Consider the following 18262-nt stretch of genomic DNA (forward strand, 5'->3'; position numbering starts at 1 on the left):
GGTGGATGAAGAGGACCTGCTGGGCCGTGAGATACTCCATCACTCGGCGAGCTTCTTGAGGGCGGGGCGATACCGGTCGATGAACTCGTTCACCTGGGCGACGAACTCGGCGTCGATCCCTGCCGGATATTCGGCCTCCAAAGGGCGAACCGGTTCGATGAGGATGCGGCCGTGCTCCTCGTCGACGGACACTTCCACCTCCGAGCCGATGGCCAACTTCAGCTTCTCCAGCGCCTCGGCCGGAAGCGACACCCCGCGGCTGTTGCCGATGGTGCAGATTTTACGGCGCATGGGTTATCTCCGGGAATTGTTATAACGGAATTATAATCTGGTCGGAAAGGAGCGGCAAGGGATATTTAGGCGCTTGCCCCCTCTCGGAAAATGACCTATATTTGTACCACAAAACAAACCACAAAAGGGGTCTGCAATGGAACGTCTCTATGCCCGCGCGTCGGTCAGCATCAGCGACCTGAAGAAGAACCCCTCCCGGATCATCCATGAAGCGGAAGGAACCCCCGTGGCGATCCTGAACCACAACAAGCCCAGCGCCTACCTGGTCCCGGCCGAAGCCTTCGAGGCCCTCATGGAAAAGCTCGAGGACTACGAACTCTCCCGCATCGTCGAGGAGCGGAAGGATGAACCGACCGTCAAGGTTTCCCTCGATGAGCTTTAGCCTCGAATTCAAGGAGTCCGCTCTGAAGGAATGGAAGAAGCTGGATGGCGGAATCCGGGAACAGTTCAAGAAGAAGCTGGCCGAGCGCCTCGACCGGCCCCGCGTCGAGTCGGTCCGGCTCAGGGGCATGGCCGACTGCTACAAGATCAAGCTGAAGAATGCCGGCTGCCGGCTGGTCTATCAGGTGGACGACACGCGCGTGGTGGTTGTCGTGGTGGTTGTCGTGGTGGCGGTCGGCAGGCGGGAGAACCTGGCGGTTTACAAGGTGGCGGGCAAGCGGGTAAAGGAATAACCTGTCCCCATTCCCCCCCTTGATGTTTTAAGTCCGCCCCCTTGCCCCCAGGCTTGCAAAAATGGCCCGGGACGGGTATAAGATTGCGACTTTCACCTCGCCGGCAACCCGATGGAACCCACACTCCCCTTCGACCACAACGCCCATCTCGAACTGGCCGGGATGCGCATGCCCCTAGGAGAATCACCATGAACAGCTGTCCCTGCGGATCAGGCGCCGAATATGCCGCCTGCTGCGAACCGATCATCACCGGGAAGAAAGCGGCCGAGACGGCCGAACAACTGATGCGGGCCCGCTATTCGGCCCACGTGAAGGTCGAGATCGATTTCCTCTTCGAGAGCACCCACCCCGATCACCGCCAGGGGTACGACCACAAGGGGACCCGGACCTGGGCCGAGAACTCCGAATGGCATGGCCTGCAAATCCTCGAAACGGTCCAGGGCGGCCCCCGGGATGCAGAGGGGGAGGTCGAGTTCATCGCCCGTTTCCGCGACAAGGACGGTCTGCGCAGCCATCACGAGCGCGGGCAGTTCAAGCGCCAGGACGGATGCTGGCTGTTCACGGAGGGGACGATGGTCAAGCCGCAGCCGCTGAGCGCGAGCAAGGTCGGCCGCAACGATCCCTGCCCCTGCGGCAGCGGCAGCAAGTTCAAGAAGTGCTGCGGCAAGTAATTCGAGCGCCGATTCGCCTGACCGCTCGGGCCACCCTCGAATCAGACCCCAGGAAGTCTTCGACGAAGCTCGAAGGGGTGCACTTGCAAATTGAATCCGCCCAGATGAAAAAATGGCCACGGGATTTCCGTGGCCATTTTGCCCTCAAAAATCGATCCATAAGCCGATTTTGACCGGGAATTTCTGGTTATTTGTTTGTAATTTCATTTACTTGGCTTGGCCTAACCCCAGTCCAGCCAACGGCCTCTGTCCCTGATCCTCGGACCCGCCGAGAAGCGGCTGCAGGCGGAGTTGTCCGAAGAGGGGCGCCAAGCTTCTCCCTATGGGAGTTCAGACAGGTCTCGATATCACACAGGCTTTCGCGTCCGGCCATCTGGGCATAGGCAAGGCACAGAAACTGGTCGAAGGTCGAGAAACTTTTGACTCTATAATCGCCATGATAACGACGAACGCACAGGTTGAAGTCGTGCCTTGGCAAAAAGTGCAACAGCTGCCGGGAAACTGTTTGTCCAGAATTCATTGACGCCCTCCCGCGAATACAGGAAGGTATCACCTCATATCGGCGAGGCGAATTCAAATCGAAAACAGAACAGTTATGTCAAAGAACCAGAACTCTCAACGACTTACGTCGTTTTGTGAATTTTTAACCGGACAGTAGTGATTCGAACCTTCTTTAAACTCCCTCCCGTTGGAAGCTGACCGTTCAAACACTCCCCCTGCTCACCCTCACAAAGAGCAACCCGGGTGACTAGGTTTGCTTTTTAGCCTCCCGCAAAGTTGGCAGCAAAAATTCTTCCACCAGTATATTCAGGCAGATGGCAGCGGGGATGCCGAACAGCAGTCCCCAGAAGCCGGCCAGCGCTCCGCCGACCAGAACCACGGTCAAGATCATGATCGCGCTGAGGCGGGTCGTCCGGCCGTGAATCCACGGGGTCAGAATCCATCCCTCGATGAAGTTTCCGATCCCGAAGACGAGGCTCGGCCAGAGCAGGACAGCCATCCACTCGAACCCCGGAGCGCCTTCGCCTATCGTCATGTCGAAATACTTGACCAGCAAGGCAAACAGCCAGCCGGCGATTGACAGGTAAGGAATCATGCTGAGGAGCCCGGTGACCGCCCCCAGCAGAAACCAGTAAGGAATATTCGCCAGCCACCAGCCAATGATGAAGATCACCCCGACCAGAAGGGAAATCAGTAACCGCGCCCTGAAGAAGGTGCCGACCGCCTCATCCATCCGCCGCAGGATGTCCATGGCCCTCGGATGGCGGGCGGCGGTCAGGGAGGAAAGGCCTTCATCCTTTATGAACTGGAGCTTCAGGGCAAAGAAGACGAAATAGATAGGCGGCAGCAGCAGCCAGAGAAGGATTCCTGCGGTTGTGCCGGCGATGTTTTTGACGAGCCGGAGGACGGATATGCCATCCTCCGATGCCTGAAACTGGGTGAATCTGCCGGCCAGATCTTCGAGCTGGATGCCATACTTCAGGCTCAGCGCCTGGAAGTAGTCCGGGACCTCCTGTGCCAGAGTGACGGACTGCTTTATCAGCAGAGGAATAGCCCATAGCCCGATACCGGCGCCGGCTAGAAGAACCAGGGAGCAGATTAAAAGAACCGAAAACAGGCGGGAGATGCCCCATCGACTCTTGACTTTTGTAATGACGGGATCAAGCAGATACGCCAGGACCAGACCGGCGAAGATGGGCAAAAGGATGTGGCGCAAATGATAGAGCAGCCAAAGCAGCGCGACCGTCGCCATGATCCATAGAGAATCCCGCACGGCCGTGATCTGCCAAAGGTGCCGGCCTCCATTTTCTCTCTCTTTCGATTGCATTTTCGATCTCCCGCAGGCGATATTTTGACCCTTGATCCTATCTCACCTTTCGTATCTTCCGATTGCGCCTCTCTCTGTTTGCGACCATCCGGTTCTATGATAAACCAAATACTATCAACCACCTTGCAGGCAGGAAACTATGTCACGGAAGAGCAGCGGAACCCTTGGAGCTGCCATGCTGGTCGTGGGAGGGTTCATCGGGGCCGGAGCGGCGCTGCTGCTTGCCCCCCAGTCGGGACAGAGAACCCGCAGGCAGATAACCCGCCGTTCGCGGGACCAACCTGCAGGACGTTCTTAAAACCTTAAAAAGAGCCCTTCGTTCCCCTCATGCCGCCAGTCGCCAGTGGCTCTGCTCGTGGATCATCGCCAGGACCGCCGGCCGGACCTCGTTAATGGTGGCGATATCTTCCATGCGGTCCTGGTAATCTTCGATCTTTTCCCCCTGGGCCACCAGCGTCCGCAGCAGCAGCTCGTACGCGTTGCTCATCGGCGTCGGATTGATGTCTCTCTCCCACCGGGAGATCTGGGAAGGGGAGCAATGGAACTTGCGGGCGAAGTCGGCGCCGGACCAGCCGAGATGCTTGCGCAGGAAGCGGATTTCGGCCGGAATCAGGCGTTCGGGCTTGTGCACCAGGGCTAGCGCGATCGCCCGGTGGAGTTCCGAGACACGGGGGATCGAGGCGAAGCTGGCCCCGCAATGTGGGCAGCGGCGCACGGTGATGTCCCGCAGCGTGACGTTATTCAACCCCGATTCCAGGTAGAGGTGATTTTCCCGGCCGGCGACAAGCTCGGCCTGCTGGCATTGCGGGCAAGTCATGATGTTGTTCTCCAGGCGGTGACGATCAGCACCTCGTCGGCGGCGAGAAACTGAACGATCACTTCAATTTTCTGCGTGCGGACCCGGTAACGCCAGGCCCCATTCTCCCACTCGCCGGGGTCGACAACCCCGCCGCGAAGCACATTCTCGCAGTCGAGAATGGAGATATTGCGCTGGCGGAGGCGGTCCAGCGCATGGGGAATCGCGTAGGTGATGGTCCCGGACGCCAGAATTTCACGCAACAAGCGACGGGCCTCATCCGGCCGCAACGGCTCTTGCAATGGCATTATACCCCCTCCAATATTGACTTCAAGTCAATAATTTATTCCATGTCAACGGCTTTCTTTGCGTCCTTGGCGAGCTTTGCGCGAGACGCCTGTAAAGAACCTGCACGCAGCCAACCCAAAACAAATGAGCCGTCTCTCCTTTTTCCGGAAAAACGACTCTCGAAGTCACGCCATCGCTGCCCCCCTCAGAACTTCACATGAATGTTTTCTTTCCTACTTGTTCCGGCGCTGCCCGTCAACAGAAAAAACAGGTCATCCCTGCATAACAGCAGATCCCCCCTCATCATCCCATCCCCGCCCCGTTGAAAAAATCCCCTCTCTGTGCTAGCTTGCATCAGCCCACCACAATGCAGAAAAGGAAAACCTCCCCCCATGACCCAGATCCAGCGCGTCATCGAGATCACCTCCCCCGTCTTCCTGCCGGAAGAGGACATCCCCGCCGGCGGCCCCGGCGCCGCCTTCACCGTCGAACGGCCGCTCGCCCTCGAGATCGGCTGCGGCATCGGCGACTTCATCATCCAGTTGGCCCGGCAGCATCCGGAGCGCAACCACCTGGCCATCGACATCTACAACAAGGGGTGCCACAAGACCTGCAAGAAGGTGGAGGCCGCCGGCCTCAACAACGTGCGGGTCATGCGCATCGAGGCGCGCTACCTGCTGACGCGCCACCTGGGGCGCGAAAGCCTCGCCGCCATCTACATCAACTGTCCCGACCCCTGGCCGAAGAAGCGCCACCGCGGCCGCCGCCTGGTCAACGCCGATTTCCTGCGGATGGCCCACTACTACCTGCGTCCCGGCGGCGATTTTCATTTCAGCACCGATTTCGCCGATTACGCCGAAGACGTGGCAGGCATCTTCCCCGCCGCCCCCGGCTACCGCAACCGCCTCGCCGAGCCCTTCGCCCTCTCGCTCCCCGGCTATCCCCTCTCCAAGTACATGCGCCGGTTTCTCGACCAGGGGCAGCCGATTCACTTCATCCATCAGCAGCGGGAGGCAGACCTTGCCGTCGACGCTGTGCAGCCGCCGCCCGTCCTCCCCGGCTTCCGCGCCGCCTGGAGCATGGCCGGCAATGAGTAGCTACCTGACCGCCAGCTGTCCCGGCACCGGCGGCAGCCTCAAGGAGACGCCGGAGGACTTTCTGGTCGAGGAGCTGCCACTCTACACCCCGTGCGGCGAAGGGGAGCACCTCTACCTGACGGTGGAAAAACGCGGCCTGACGACCTTCGACCTGCTGCAGCAGCTCGCCCGGGCCCTCAAGGTCCCCGAACGGGAGATCGGCTACGCTGGCCTCAAGGATGCCCGGGCCACCACCCGCCAGACCGTCTCGGTCACCGGGGTGCGGCCGGAGCAGGCGATGGCCCTGGAGCTCGCGGGGGTAAGCATCCTCGCCGCCCGCTACCACCGCAACAAGCTGCGGCTGGGGCATCTGGCCGGCAACCGCTTCGAAATCCGCCTGCGGGGGGTCGGTGAGGGGGCTCTGGAGACGGCCCTCGACGTGCTGCATGTGCTGGAGCAGGTCGGTGTCCCCAACCTCTTCGGGCAGCAGCGCTACGGCTCGCTCGGCAACTCGCATCTGATCGGCGCCGCGCTGCTGCGCCGCAACTTCGCCGAGGCGGCCGCCCAAATCGTCGGCGATCCGGCGAAAATCGACAACGAGCGCTGGCGCCAAGGGGCGGAGGCCTTCGCCGCCGGCGATCTGGCGGGTGCCCTGGCCCTGCTTCCGCCGCGCATGCGGGACGAACGGCGGATGATCGAGGCCCTGCGCGCCGGCCGCTCGGCCGAGGAGGCGGTGCTCGCCCTGCCGCGCAAGCTGCTGCGGCTCTACCTGTCGGCCTTCCAGTCGGCCCTCTTCGACCGGCTGGTCGCCATGCGGCTGGGCACCCTGGAAACCCTCTGGGCGGGCGATCTCGCCTTCAAGCATGACAACGGCGCCTGCTTCATCGTTGAGGATCCGGCCATCGAGCAGCCCCGCGCCAACCGCTTCGAGATCAGCCCCTCGGCCCCCCTATACGGCTACAAGGTGACCCTGGCCCAGGGCCAGGCCGGCCTGCTGGAGAGAGCCCTGCTCGACAAGGAACGGCTGCAGCTGGAGTCATTCCGCCTGCCGGGCGGCCTCGGCATGGAAGGAGAGCGCCGCCCCCTGCGGGTTCCCCTGGCCGGCGCCGCGGCCCGGCAGGAGGGAGACGACCTGCTCGTCTCCTTCAGCCTGCCGAAGGGGTGTTACGCCACGAGCGTGCTGCGCGAGATCATGAAGAATGAAATTTAGGATTCTCTCCCGTTACGACGACAGGAGGTCGGCATGACAGATAAGCAGCAGCCCCCCCGCAAGCCGGACGACGAACTGCGTGTCAACTTCTTCCGCCCCCGGCCCGGCTTCATGCGCAAGGAGGTGCGGCTCATCTGGGCCATGCTCGCCGGCTGGGCCATCTGCACCTTTGGTTTCCAGTTCCTGCTGGTCCTGATGCAGCGCAACGAAGGGGGTGAGAGCACTCTCACCGACGTCACACTCCTCGGCTTTCCCTTTCACTACTGGTTCAGCGGCCAGTTCCTGATCCTCTGGTTCATTCTGCTTTGCCTTGTTTTCAACCTTGCCATCGATCGGCTCAACGAACAGTACCGGAAGCGCAAATAAGGAGTGCCCATGGTCACCGAAGGATTCAAGCTCTCCCCGGTCCTGCTTTTGCTCGCGGTGCTTGCCGGTTCCTTGCTGGTCGGTTTGGCCAGTCGCACCCACAGGGGGGAATACTACCTGGTCTCCGGCCGCTCCGTCGGCCCCCTGGGCATCGGCGCCGCCATCGCCTCCAACTGGATGAGCGCCGCCTCGTTTCTGGGCATTGCCGGCATCTTCTACCTGCAGGGCTATTTCGCCCTCGCCTACGTAATCGGCTGGACCGGCGGCTACGTGCTGCTGCTGATCCTGATGGCCGGACAGATCCGCCGCTTCGGCAAGTACACCGCCCCGGAGTTCGTCGAGGCGCGCTACGACTCGCCGGCCGCCCGTGTCCTGTCGGCGGTGATCACCATCCTCATTTCGCTGATCTATTGCGTGGCCCAGTACAAGGGGATCGGACTGGTCTTTGCCTGGATGTTCGGCTTCGACTACACCGGTTCCCTGCTGCTGGGTACGGTGGTGGCCATCTCCTACCTGGTCGTCTCGGGTACTCTGGGAGCCGCCCGCAATCAGCAGCTCCACTACGCGATACTCATCGTCTGCTTCATCGTCCCGCTGATGGCCGTCGCCGGCAAGCTCGGCTATTTCTGGGCCATCCCCCAACTCGGTTACGGCGTGGCGCTGCACGACCTGGCCGGCGATACCGGCGGCACCTACACCTTTCCCTGGACCTATGCCACCCCCTACCAGTGGACGGCTCTCTGTTTCACCCTGATGGTCGGCACTGCCGGCCTGCCCCACGTCCTTTCCCGCTTCTACACCGTCCCCAATGTCCGCGACGCCCGCTGGAGTGTGGTCTGGGGGATCTTCTTCATCGGCCTGCTCTACTGGAGCGCCCCCGCCTACGCCGTCTTTGCCCGGATCTGGGAGGGGGGCGGACCGGTCGCCGACCCGCAGGCGGCCCGGGCGGTGGCCGACCTCATCGTCATCAAGGCGGCCGAGTGGGCCGGGGTGCCGACCTGGCTCACCGGCATTGTCGCCGTCGGCGCCATCATTGCCGCCTTCTCCACCGTCACCGGTCTGCTCATCACCGGCGCCGGCGCCTTCTCCTACGACATCTACTACCGCCTGATCAACCCCCGGGCCAGCGAAAGGCAGCGCATGCGGATCGCCAAGGGGGCGACCCTCGTGCTGGCCGTGCTGGTCGTTTTCGTGGCGGTCGAGCCGCCGGGGATGATCGCCGAGATCACCGCCGTTGCTTTCGCCCTGGCCGGCAACACCCTCTTCCCGGTCTTTCTCCTCGGAATCTGGTGGGACCGGACCAACAAGTACGGCGCCATTGCCGGCATGCTGACGGGCCTCGGCGTCACCTGCGCCTCCCTGCTGCCCGGCGAAGCTTTCCCCCTGCTGCAGACGCTGCTGCCGCCGACCTCTTCGGCGCTGATCGGCGCCCCTCTTGTGACCCTGGTGATGATTGTCGTCTCGCTGGTTACCCCGCCACCGCCGGAGGCAATCCGCCGCTTTCTGGCCGAGAAGGTGCACAGCTCGTGAGCTGCCGTCGAAACCGGCCAACCGCAGCCGGCTCGGGAGAAAACGAAAAGCCGTTCGTGCGCTTACCTGCGACGAGCGGCCCCGCTGAAACATCGGAATTTTTTTGCACTTCCCTTCGGAGCGAACCGGACCGATGAAACTTGTCCTGTCAGCCGGCAGCCTCTATACCCTCCCCATGGCGAAGGCATTCGAAATCGCCAGGGATACCGGCTTCGAGGGCATGGAAATCATCATCAATCAGGATTTCCAGTACCGGGACAACGCGGCCCTGATCCGCGATTTGCACGCCATCCTCCCGGTCTGCTCGCTGCACGCACCTTTTTTCGAAATCGACGGCTGGGGGAACAAGATCGATCAACTCTTGCGCACTGCCGCCCTGGCCATCGACACGGGGATCCCCCTGATCAACTTCCACCCCCCGGCCTGGATGGGTCTGGAGCTTAAATTCTGGCGTTGGTTCCACGGCATCCGCAATTTCCAGACAGAAATCGGACAAGACCAGGTCCTTATCACCATTGAAAACATGCCCTGTTCCGGCTCCTTCAAGGTCAACCCCTACCTCCTCGGCCAGACAGGCAAAATGATCGGCTTCATGCAGGACCGCAACCTCTACCTGACCTTCGACACCGCCCACATGGGTTCGTCCAAAGCCAACTTCCTCCACGATTTCCATCTCTTCTACGATTCGGGAAGGATGCGCAACATCCATTTCTCCGACTATGGCTACGGCCGGGAGCACCTGTTGCCCGGGCACGGCGTTCTGCCCCTGACCCGTTTTCTCAATCATCTGCGGGAGACCGGCTACGACAGCACGTTGACGCTGGAACTCTCCCCCCACGAATTCCCCGAGCATGAGGACGGAATTCGCGAGGGAATGGCGGAGATCTTCGCCTATCTCTGCCGGGAGACGCGCTTCACCGCGCCGGCAGTGACCCGAACGACATCGGCGGGTGAAAATGCGGGAGTGCTTGAAAAGGGACTGGCTGAAGGAAAGACGTCCTAGCGGACGATATAGACCGAGTGGCTGGCATGCAGGGCAACCTTGGTCGAGACGCTTCCCGTCAGCGTCCGCTTGACCCGTCCGGAACCAGAGGAACCGATGACGATGACGTCGATTTCCTCTTCCTCGGCGTAGGCCATGATCTCTTCGGCGGCATCACCGTAGACCACCACGTTTTCCAGGGGGACATCGGCCTCGGCAGCGGCTTTTTCGATCACGTAGAAGATCCGCTTGCGCTTCTCTTCCCAGTCGGGCCGCTCGGTCGCCGGAGGGGAGGGGAAAAAATCGGTGAAAGAGGGGGCCCGCATGCTGGGCAGCACCAGGATAGCATAAACCTTGCTCCTGAAGCGGGTTCCAGAAACAGTGGCGAGACGCACCGCCTCCTCCGCCGCCTTGTCGGACTGGGGGGAACCATCGATAGCCACCAGGATTTTTTTGCTCAGATTCAGCATCACACTCTCCCGCGCAGGTAAAAGCCTGTCAAATCTAGCGGAAAGCGGGGAGCCTGTCAACGCCGCCGGTCGCCGACAGGCGATACGAAGTATTTATTAATGTTGACTTTTATAGAACATGATTTTATAGTTTTCCAAGTTTTGCGACACCCAGCCCCCCGACCGGCAAGGCAAGGTAATCAGATTTCGCAGAAATTTCCATTCTGCTTGACATGCGGTGCAGAATTCATAAGATGGAGATGTTGCACACGTTGATTTCAATCACCAGAGGGAAGAACTGATCATGGCCAAGAAAGACAAATCCGAATATATCATTCAGGCTGTTTCCCACGCTCTCGACCTCCTCGAACAGTTTCACGGCGAAGTGGACGAACTGGGAGTCACCGAACTCAGCAAGCGCCTCAAACTGCACAAGAATAACGTCTTCCGGCTGCTGGCAACCCTCGAGTCGCGCGGCTACATCGAACAGAACAGGGCCACCGAGAATTACCGGCTCGGCCTCAAGGCCCTCGAACTGGGGCAGACCTTCATCAAACAGATGGGGCTGCTGCGCCAGGCAAAGCCGATTCTGGAAAAACTGGTGCAGGAGTGCAATGAAACCTCCTACGTCGCCATCTTCAAGGAAGGCTTCATCGTCTACCTGGACGTGGTCGAAACCGACCTGACGGTGCGTGTCGTCTCCCGTGTCGGCTCCCGGCTGCCCGCCCACTGTACCGCTTCCGGCAAGGTTCACCTGGCGCACATGTCCGAGGAGGAAATCGACAGCATTCTTCCCACCCGCGAGATGAAGGCTTATACGCCCACCACCTACACCGACCGGGAAGTGCTGAAAAAAGACCTGAAGCAGATCGCCGAGCAGGGGTACGCCATCGACAACGAGGAGATGGATCCCGGCGTCCGTTGCGTGGCCGCGCCGATTCGCGACTATACCCGCCGCATCGTCGGCGCCCTGAGCGTTTCCGGCCCTTCCATGCGCTTCACGGACGACCGCATGGAGAAAGAGATCATCCCGTTGGTCAAACAGGCGGCCGATGAGCTTTCGACCCGCCTCGGCTTTCACAGGTAAGACGAGGTCTGCCGGCCCTCAGAGTACCGAACCAAATCCCCCTGCCGCCAGGGGGATTTTTTTATCCCGGGAACGAATATTTCATGACGATTGAGGAAGAGGTGGATCGGGGCCGCCGGGACGGGGTCGGCAGGGAAGAGAACCTTCCTTTTTTGCTTTCTCCTGCCAAACCGGCGAAGGCCGGCGTACTTCTGGTGCACGGATTTACGGCCTCCCCCTGGGAGATGCGGCTCTTCGGAGAAGCTCTGGCAACGGAAGGATACCTCGCCCTCGGGGTCCGCCTGCCGGGACACGGCACCACCGCCGAGGACCTGGTCCACCGGAGCTATGAAGAATGGCTGGCCGCCGTGGATCGGGGGTACCGGCTGCTTGCCGAACAGGGGCTGCGCTGCTACGGCATCGGCATGAGTACCGGCGCCCTGCTGCTTCTCGCCCTGGCGGCGAGCCGGCCGCTGCAGGGGCTGGTCCTGCTCTCTCCCTTTCTGAAAATGCGCCATCCCCTGGCGCAGGCCACCGGCCTGCTGCGTTTCTTGAAACGCTTTCAGCGCCACAAACTGGCGGAGAATCTGGCCGCCCACTACTACGACCGCCGGCCGGTAAACGGCGTCTACCAGCTCTGCCGGCTGACCCGCCGGATTCGAAAGATTCTCGGCTCGGTGACAACCCCTGCCCTGGTGGTCAGCAGCGCGGGTGACCGGACAGTCGAACCGGAGAGTGCCCGCGAGCTCTTCCGGCAGCTCGCCAGCCCGCACAAGGAGTATCATTGCTTCGGTCCGGAAGTCCCCCACATCCTTACCACCCCGGAAAACCCCCGCTGGCGGGAGACCTTCGGACTTACTCTCGACTTTCTGCAGACCCTGGAACACCAGGAGAGGGCAAAGTGCCGAGTTGCCGGAAAATCTTTTTGACCTGCTCCGCGGTCGCCTCCGGCGAACCGGAATTGTCGATCACGTAATCGGCCCTTGCCACCTTCTCTGCCTGTGGCATCTGGGCGGCAATCCGGGCCCGCGCCTGCTCTTCGGTGAGGCCGTCGCGCCGCAGTAGCCGCTCGATTTGCAGAGGCTCGTCAATGCGGACCACCAGCACCGCATCGACCCGCTTTTCGGCACCGGCTTCGAACAGCAGCGGCGCCTCGTAGACGACCAGCCGCCCGGCCTGCTGCGACAGCTCCTGCAGGCGCTTTTCGGCGAGGGCGGCGATGGCCGGATGGGTGATCCGGTTCAGCGCTTCGCGAGCTCCGGCATTGGTGAAGACCCGTTCGGCCAGCGCCTTGCGGTCGAGCGCGCCATCGGCCTGAAGAATTTCCCGGCCGAACTGGCCGACCAGCCGGTTCAGCGTCTCCGAGCCGGGAAGAACCGCTTCGCGGGCGAGTTCGTCGGCGCTGACCACCAGCGCCCCGAGGGATCGGAATATCTCGGTCACCAGGCTCTTGCCGGAGGCGATGCCGCCGGTGACGCCGAGAATCAGGCTACGCCGGCCTGACAGGTTTTGCGGTCTCATCACACCTCATCCCGGCTGAACGTTACCGGCCAAGGCTATCCTAATCTATAATTAAAAACAAGGCGTTCTCATGGACCAGAGCCCCTTTCCCGATGGAGCCGACATGAACGAGACCCTTCCCCGCATGGTTCTCGGCCAGGCCGAACGGCTGACCGGCCGCATCGCCTTGCGACGAAAAGTTGAAGGCACCTGGCGCGACATCGCGTGGCAGGATGTCGGCACCAATATCCGCGCCTTCGGCGAGGGGCTGCTTGGCCTCGGTATCCGGGCCGGCGACCGGGTCGCCGTCATGGCCCCCAACAGCCCGGAATGGGTCTATGCCGACCTCGGCAGCATGACCTGCGGCGCCCTCTCCGTCCCCGTCTATCATACCGAGGGGATCGGCACCCTACTGCACATTCTGCAGGACTCCCAAAGCCGCTTCCTCTTCATCCAGTCACCCCTCATCGCCGGGGAACTGCTCGAGCACCTGGGCAAGCTGCCGCACCTGGAGCGGATCATCCAGCTCGAAGGGTCCGCTGCTGGCGAACGCTGTCTGAAACTGGAAACCTTTCTGCAGCAGAGGGAGGCAGCGGCCACCGCGGAACTGGCGCACCGACTCGCGACGGCGAAACCAGGGGATGTCGCCACCCTGGTCTACACCTCGGGGACGACCGGTCCGCCGAAGGGGGTCATGCTGACCCACGCCAACTTTCTCTCCAATGTGGAAGCCTGCAGCAGTCTTTTCCCCATCGGAGCGGCGGACCAATGCCTCTCCTTCCTGCCGCTGTCGCACGTATTCGAACGCATGGCGGGCTATTATTTCATGCTGCGCCAGGGAGCGGTCATCGCCTACGCGGAAAACTTCGATTCAGTGCCTGCGAACCTGGCGGAGGTTCGCCCCACGGTGGCCATCAGCGTTCCCAGGCTTTACGAGAAGATGTATGCACGGGTCCTGGAACGGGTTCTCGCCGGACCGTGGCTGAAAAAGCAGCTCTTCTTCGGCGCCCTGAAGGCCGGACGGGCCCTGGCCGAAAGCGAGGTGCGCGGCGAACCGGCCGGCGTATTGCTGCAAAAAACGGCCACCCTCGCCCGCAAAGTGGTTTTTGCGCCCCTGCGCGAGCATCTGGGCGGGAGACTGCGCTTCTTCGTTTCGGGCGGCGCCCCCCTGGGCCGGGATATCGCCGAATTTTTCTTCGCCGTCGGCCTCCCCATCTACGAGGGTTACGGCCTGACCGAAACCTCGCCGGTCATCGCCGCCAACACACCGCAGCACGTCCGTCCTGGCACGGTGGGGCGCCCTATCCCCGGCACCGAAGTCCGCATCGCCGACGACGGCGAAATCCTCGCCCGGGGCCCCGGCGTCTTTCAGGGTTACTGGAACCAGCCGGAGCAGACCGCCGAGGTCTTCGACGATGGCTGGTTCAGGACCGGCGACATCGGCCAGCTCGATGCGGACGGTTTTCTCGCCATCACCGACCGGAAAAAGGACCTGATTGTGACCGCCGGCGGCGAAAACGTTGCCCCCCAGGTACTGGAAAACGTGTTCAAAACCGACAAGTTCATCACCAATGTCCTGGTTTACGGCGACCGCAAACCCTTCCTCACGGCCCTGATTGTCCCCAACTTCGACAATATCGAAAAGTTCGCCCGGGAACACCAGCTCGACTTTCTCAACCACTGCGATCTGGTGAACCATCCACAGGTTCTCAGGCTGATCCGCGACAGGATCGACCTGCACCAGACCAGCATGCCGCCAATCCAGCGGATCAAACGCTTCACCCTGATCTCCCGGGACTTTTCCGGCAGCGAAGGAGAAGTCACGCCGACGCTCAAGGTCAAAAGGAAAGTGGTAGCCCGACACTTCCACCGCGTCCTGGAGGAGATGTATCTGCCGCATGACCACGGCGTCCACGACAGCGGCTTCTGCATCGTCGAGCAAGGTGGTGAAACAGCCGGCCCGTGATGGGTTGCCGGCTGCCCCGCACCCGCTTTGCCGGATCCCTGCGGTTGAAACCCGTTTACTTTCGGCGGCGGAGAAGCTATCTTAATGCCCGGTATCCGGCGGCCGGAGGGAGGACACGGGTTTCGTGCAGAAAGAGCAAGAAAAGCGTAAATGCCTGGAAAACGCACTGAAGGGCTTGATCAAGCTGATCAAAGCGGTCGGGTTTTATCCGCCTGCGCACCCTGCGCTCAAGGCGGCCGCCAACGAGGCACACGCAGGCTTCTACCCACTTATGGAGAACGCTCCCCCTCTTGTCATCCTGGTTCGACGGGAGGGTTTTTTTCTCGAAGAGGACCCTGTCGGTCCCGACAATCCCATCCTGAAGAAACTCTCGTCGTTTCTCTTTTCCCGCCGCATCCAGCGCCTTACCATCCTGCAGGATCTCTCCAGTCGAGACCTCAAGGCCTTTGCCAGCTGTTTGACCCTTGAGCCGGCGAAAATATTGAAAGCAGGAGGCATTCAGGAAGCTCTCCAGAAAGCTCTGGTCTCCACTCTGTGGGTCAACGAGGTGGATCTGGCGAAAATTCAGGCCCGCAAGGAAGAACTGGAAACCGAAAAAGATCGGCTCATCAGCCAGGAGCTCGACGATGCGGTTGAAGCCCTTTCCGCCGACCAGACTGAAGTGAAACAGGAAGGGGAGAGTGAGCCGGCTGAAGTCAGGGACCTGAAGAACGTGATCGACGAGCTGCAGCGTGAACGGTCGGATCAGCGATTCCAGCAGTTGCTGCAGGAGCTTGTCCCCCTGGTCCCGCCGAACCTGAAAGAATCAAGCCGGCTTCTCGTCCTTCAGGGACTCACTCTGCTCTGCAAAAATGCCAGCGAACAGCAGAAGTCCGAGGCACGGCGAGAACATTCCAGGCACGCTCTGAAACAGATCCAGACCGATGCGTTTTTCGATTTCATGCTTTCCTTCCTCTGCGCCCGGGATCTTGAGAAAGAGACGAGGGAGCAGGTATTCCGCGTTCTTTTTTTCTTTGGGGGGGGGATGGCCCGCCGGATCATGGAGCGACTCGCCGTCGAGAGCGACGCGCAGGCGCGCAAGCTCCTTTCCGATGCACTGATTCATCGAGGGCCTGCCGCCATCCCCGTGCTTATCGAATACCTTGGCGATGACCGCTGGTATGTAGTGCGCAATGCCGTGGCGATCCTCGGGGAACTCCGTGCACAAACAGTCGTTGCGCACTTCCACCCCCTCTTCGGGCACCTTGACGTTCGCGTCCGCCGGGAGGCCATCCGGGCACTGACCCGGATTGGCGGCAACGACGCCGTCGAGATTCTTCTGCAGATCGTGCAGAAGGGAGACCCGGACCTGCGCCCTCACGCCCTGCTTTCCCTGGGCGCCATGAAAAACCCGGCAGCAATTCCTACGCTGCTGCGGATCGTAGAACAACCGGACCCCTGGGTCAAAATGGCGGAGATAAAAAAGGAGGCGATCCGAGCTTTGGGTGAGATCGGCTCGGCTGAAGCCATTCCCGCCCTGCTGGCAATCCTGAAGCATCGCAAATTCTGGCGACGTGCCCTGTTCGATGAACTGCGGGCCGTCGCCGCCCTTTCTCTCGGCGACATCGGCCATGCCAGTGCCGCAGAGCCCCTCACGGCGGCGGCGGAGGATCGTTCATCGGTTGTGGCACGAGCTGCCGTCCAGGCGCTTAAACAGCTCAGAAAGGTCTAGGCATCATGGATCCGGAAACTCTCAGACAGGTGGTTCTCGCTTTTTCCGCCGCCCACAAGGGGCTGCGCCTTTATCCCCTGCAGCACCCGGCCATCGAAAAACAGGTGCAGGCCCTATTCTCGGCCCTTACAACACTTTTCCGGCATGGGAAACTCGTTAGAGTCGGACTGCTTGAAGGCGCCCTGTTCGTGGAAGATTATCTGTTTGCCGAGGAAAGTCCGGCGGCCGATGAAATTGTCGGGATTCTAAATAATTGTGAAATCCAGGGGCTGGAATTTCACCTCGGGACAACGCTGGACGAACTCCGTGCCCTGCTTAAATTGATCTACCAGGGAACACCAAAGGGGGAGGCTTTCGAGACGAGCATTCGCAAAGCCGGCTGTCACCACATCTGCATCTTCACGGTACGCAAAACTGAGGAGAACCTCGATGAGGCCCCCCGTCAGGTCTACGGACGAGCGCTCAGGGTGGTGGACAGGATTTTCCAGGACGTGCGGATGGGCAAGATCCCGTCCTCCGCCGAAGCCATGGAAGTGGTCCGCAGCATGGTCCAGCTCACCCTTGCCGAGCCACACGCCCTGTTTGCCCTGTCGATGCTCAAGGACTACGACAACTATACCTTCACCCACTCGGTCAACGTCTCGGTCATCGCCCTGGCCGTCGGTCGTGCCTGCGGTCTCTCCGAGGAGCAGTTGCGCACTCTCGGCCTGGGAGGGCTGCTGCATGATCTCGGCAAGCTCAAGATCGATCTGGGAATTATCAACAAGCCGGGCCGGCTTACCGATGAAGAATTCGAGCAGATCAAGACGCACCCGCGCACCGGCGCCGACCTGGTCAAGGAGATGGAAGGGGTCACCCCGGAGGTGATCGACATCGTCCTCGGCCACCATCTGCGCTATGACCGGGAAGGTTACCCGGCCGATGCAAAGGGGCACGAGGTCTCCCCGCTGATCGACATGGCCGCCATCGCCGACACCTACGACGCCATCACCACCCTGCGCTCCTACCAGCGCCCCTCAACTCCCCGCAAGGCCGTTACCCGACTGCGAGAGGTCGTCGCAGCAGGCGGGCTGCACCCGCAGTTCGTCGAACAGTTCATCGCCTCCCTCGGCACCTATCCGGTGGGGAGCCTGGTGCGTCTCGACAGCAGCGAAATAGGCCTCGTCGTCTGGGTCGACACCAAGGACCCCGATTCAGTCCGGATCAAAATTCTCATCGACCCGAACGGCACGCTGCTGGCGGAGTCCCGCCGGATCGACCTGCAGGGCACCGACTCACGCCGCATCATCGCCGAGGTCGATCCCTTCACCAAAGGGATCGAGGTCACCGACTACCTCGACTGAAAAAAAGGCCGGGTCTTTCGACCCGGCCTTTTTTTCATCAGTTACGCGTTTCCGGTGACTCAGAGCTGCAGTTGGCCCAGCGCCTCGGCGGCGGCCCGCCGGACTGCCGGACGGGGGTCGCTGAGCAAAGGGAGGAGGTGCGGTTCGGCGGTGGCGGCACCGAGGGTCCCCAAAGTGCGCAAGGCGCTGACAACCAGTTCGGCATCCGCCTCAGCCAGAACGGCGATCAGGTAGGGAACAAGTCGTGAGTCGGCGAAATTCGCCAGCGCCTCGGCAGCATGCACCCGTACGGCGGGCGCGGGGTCCTTGAGATGCTTGACCAACGTGCCAAGGGTTTTGGGCTCCTTCTTCGCCCCCAGAACCTGAATGGCCGCCGCCCGCAGATCGGGATCCGCACTTTTGAGTGCAGCCAGCAACGGGGGGAAAACCTGCGGTGAGTTGATCCGCTCCAGAGCATAGAGCGCCTTTACCCTGGCGCCTCTGCTGCCGGCTTTCAGGGTGGTCAGAACCTTATC

21 protein-coding genes and 1 pseudogene are annotated in these 18262 nt (G+C 61.3%); 14 read left to right on the forward strand and 8 right to left on the reverse strand.

Features of this window, described 5'->3' with window-relative positions:
• Positions 1-39 precede the first annotated feature (39 nt).
• On the reverse strand, positions 40-291 hold the full coding sequence (locus tag VD811_14420) for an AbrB/MazE/SpoVT family DNA-binding domain-containing protein (protein HXV22179.1): 252 nt from the start codon (positions 289-291) through the stop codon (positions 40-42).
• A 136-nt stretch (positions 292-427) separates the two neighbouring features.
• On the opposite strand from VD811_14420, the gene VD811_14425 reads away from it, so the two are divergent.
• The 3 genes from VD811_14425 (at position 428) to VD811_14435 (ending at position 1636) form a co-directional block, all read left to right on the forward strand.
• Complete coding sequence (locus VD811_14425) at positions 428-673, forward strand: type II toxin-antitoxin system prevent-host-death family antitoxin (protein ID HXV22180.1); 246 nt, start codon at positions 428-430, stop codon at positions 671-673.
• Positions 663-965, forward strand: coding sequence for a type II toxin-antitoxin system RelE/ParE family toxin (locus VD811_14430; protein HXV22181.1), 303 nt, complete (start codon positions 663-665; stop codon positions 963-965). Before VD811_14425 ends, VD811_14430 begins: the two co-directional genes overlap by 11 nt.
• Before the next feature lie 188 nt (positions 966-1153).
• Positions 1154-1636 (forward strand): YchJ family protein, encoded by a 483-nt coding sequence (locus VD811_14435; protein HXV22182.1) that lies wholly within the window; start codon positions 1154-1156, stop codon positions 1634-1636.
• Between the two features lie 310 nt (positions 1637-1946).
• Here VD811_14435 and VD811_14440 read toward each other — a convergent pair.
• Together VD811_14440 and VD811_14445 are read right to left on the reverse strand one after the other, a co-directional pair.
• Positions 1947-2156: pseudogene (locus tag VD811_14440) on the reverse strand (DUF4372 domain-containing protein).
• A gap of 228 nt (positions 2157-2384) precedes the next feature.
• Positions 2385-3389: an AI-2E family transporter gene (locus VD811_14445; GenBank protein ID HXV22183.1), complete on the reverse strand. Its 1005-nt coding sequence runs from the start codon at positions 3387-3389 to the stop codon at positions 2385-2387.
• A 250-nt stretch (positions 3390-3639) separates the two neighbouring features.
• On the opposite strand from VD811_14445, the gene VD811_14450 reads away from it, so the two are divergent.
• Positions 3640-3762, forward strand: a complete 123-nt coding sequence (locus VD811_14450) for a YtxH domain-containing protein (protein HXV22184.1) — start codon at positions 3640-3642, stop codon at positions 3760-3762.
• A 27-nt stretch (positions 3763-3789) separates the two neighbouring features.
• On the opposite strand, the gene VD811_14455 is transcribed toward VD811_14450, so the two are convergent.
• Together VD811_14455 and VD811_14460 are read right to left on the reverse strand one after the other, a co-directional pair.
• On the reverse strand, positions 3790-4281 hold the full coding sequence (locus VD811_14455) for a type II TA system antitoxin MqsA family protein (GenBank protein ID HXV22185.1): 492 nt from the start codon (positions 4279-4281) through the stop codon (positions 3790-3792).
• Positions 4278-4568, reverse strand: coding sequence for a DUF4258 domain-containing protein (locus VD811_14460; GenBank protein HXV22186.1), 291 nt, complete (start codon positions 4566-4568; stop codon positions 4278-4280). The genes VD811_14455 and VD811_14460 overlap by 4 nt, the downstream gene beginning before the upstream one ends.
• Positions 4569-4940: 372 nt before the next feature.
• Between VD811_14460 and trmB the strand changes: the two genes are divergently transcribed.
• From trmB to VD811_14485, 5 genes are all read left to right on the forward strand, one after another.
• Positions 4941-5645, forward strand: a complete 705-nt coding sequence (gene trmB, locus VD811_14465; protein ID HXV22187.1) for a tRNA (guanosine(46)-N7)-methyltransferase TrmB — start codon at positions 4941-4943, stop codon at positions 5643-5645.
• Positions 5638-6834: a tRNA pseudouridine(13) synthase TruD gene (gene truD, locus VD811_14470; GenBank protein ID HXV22188.1), complete on the forward strand. Its 1197-nt coding sequence runs from the start codon at positions 5638-5640 to the stop codon at positions 6832-6834. Before trmB ends, truD begins: the two co-directional genes overlap by 8 nt.
• A 33-nt stretch (positions 6835-6867) precedes the next feature.
• Positions 6868-7200: a DUF4212 domain-containing protein gene (locus VD811_14475; GenBank protein HXV22189.1), complete on the forward strand. Its 333-nt coding sequence runs from the start codon at positions 6868-6870 to the stop codon at positions 7198-7200.
• 9 nt (positions 7201-7209) lie between these two features.
• Positions 7210-8730 carry a cation acetate symporter gene (locus tag VD811_14480; GenBank protein ID HXV22190.1) on the forward strand — a complete coding sequence of 507 codons (1521 nt, stop codon included), beginning with the start codon at positions 7210-7212 and terminating at the stop codon, positions 8728-8730.
• Positions 8731-8863: 133 nt separating this feature from the next.
• Positions 8864-9733 carry a sugar phosphate isomerase/epimerase family protein gene (locus VD811_14485; protein HXV22191.1) on the forward strand — a complete coding sequence of 290 codons (870 nt, stop codon included), beginning with the start codon at positions 8864-8866 and terminating at the stop codon, positions 9731-9733.
• Here VD811_14485 and VD811_14490 read toward each other — a convergent pair.
• Positions 9730-10182, reverse strand: a complete 453-nt coding sequence (locus VD811_14490) for a universal stress protein (protein HXV22192.1) — start codon at positions 10180-10182, stop codon at positions 9730-9732. The genes VD811_14485 and VD811_14490 overlap by 4 nt on opposite strands.
• 283 nt (positions 10183-10465) lie before the next feature.
• Here VD811_14490 and VD811_14495 point away from each other — a divergent pair, with 283 nt between their 5' ends.
• Both VD811_14495 and VD811_14500 read left to right on the forward strand, forming a co-directional pair.
• Positions 10466-11248, forward strand: coding sequence for an IclR family transcriptional regulator (locus VD811_14495; GenBank protein HXV22193.1), 783 nt, complete (start codon positions 10466-10468; stop codon positions 11246-11248).
• A gap of 83 nt (positions 11249-11331) precedes the next feature.
• The gene (locus VD811_14500) at positions 11332-12156 is read left to right on the forward strand and encodes an alpha/beta fold hydrolase (protein HXV22194.1); all 825 of its coding nucleotides are present in this window, start codon (positions 11332-11334) and stop codon (positions 12154-12156) included.
• Here the strand turns inward: VD811_14500 and coaE are convergent.
• Positions 12083-12748, reverse strand: coding sequence for a dephospho-CoA kinase (gene coaE / locus VD811_14505; GenBank protein ID HXV22195.1), 666 nt, complete (start codon positions 12746-12748; stop codon positions 12083-12085). The genes VD811_14500 and coaE overlap by 74 nt on opposite strands.
• Before the next feature lie 103 nt (positions 12749-12851).
• Between coaE and VD811_14510 the strand changes: the two genes are divergently transcribed.
• The 3 genes from VD811_14510 to VD811_14520 all read left to right on the forward strand — a co-directional run bounded on the left by VD811_14510 (position 12852) and on the right by VD811_14520 (position 17747).
• Complete coding sequence (locus VD811_14510) at positions 12852-14693, forward strand: long-chain fatty acid--CoA ligase (GenBank protein HXV22196.1); 1842 nt, start codon at positions 12852-12854, stop codon at positions 14691-14693.
• A 124-nt stretch (positions 14694-14817) separates the two neighbouring features.
• A complete protein-coding gene (locus tag VD811_14515; protein ID HXV22197.1) occupies positions 14818-16404 on the forward strand; it encodes a HEAT repeat domain-containing protein in 1587 nt (528 codons plus the stop codon).
• Between the two features lie 5 nt (positions 16405-16409).
• Positions 16410-17747, forward strand: coding sequence for an HD domain-containing phosphohydrolase (locus tag VD811_14520; GenBank protein HXV22198.1), 1338 nt, complete (start codon positions 16410-16412; stop codon positions 17745-17747).
• Positions 17748-17806: 59 nt separating this feature from the next.
• Here the strand turns inward: VD811_14520 and VD811_14525 are convergent.
• A partial coding sequence (locus VD811_14525) for a HEAT repeat domain-containing protein (protein HXV22199.1) occupies positions 17807-18262 on the reverse strand: 456 nt, incomplete at its 5' end.

The organism is Desulfuromonadales bacterium, from assembly GCA_035620395.1.
Classification (GTDB): domain Bacteria; phylum Desulfobacterota; class Desulfuromonadia; order Desulfuromonadales; family DASPGW01; genus DASPGW01.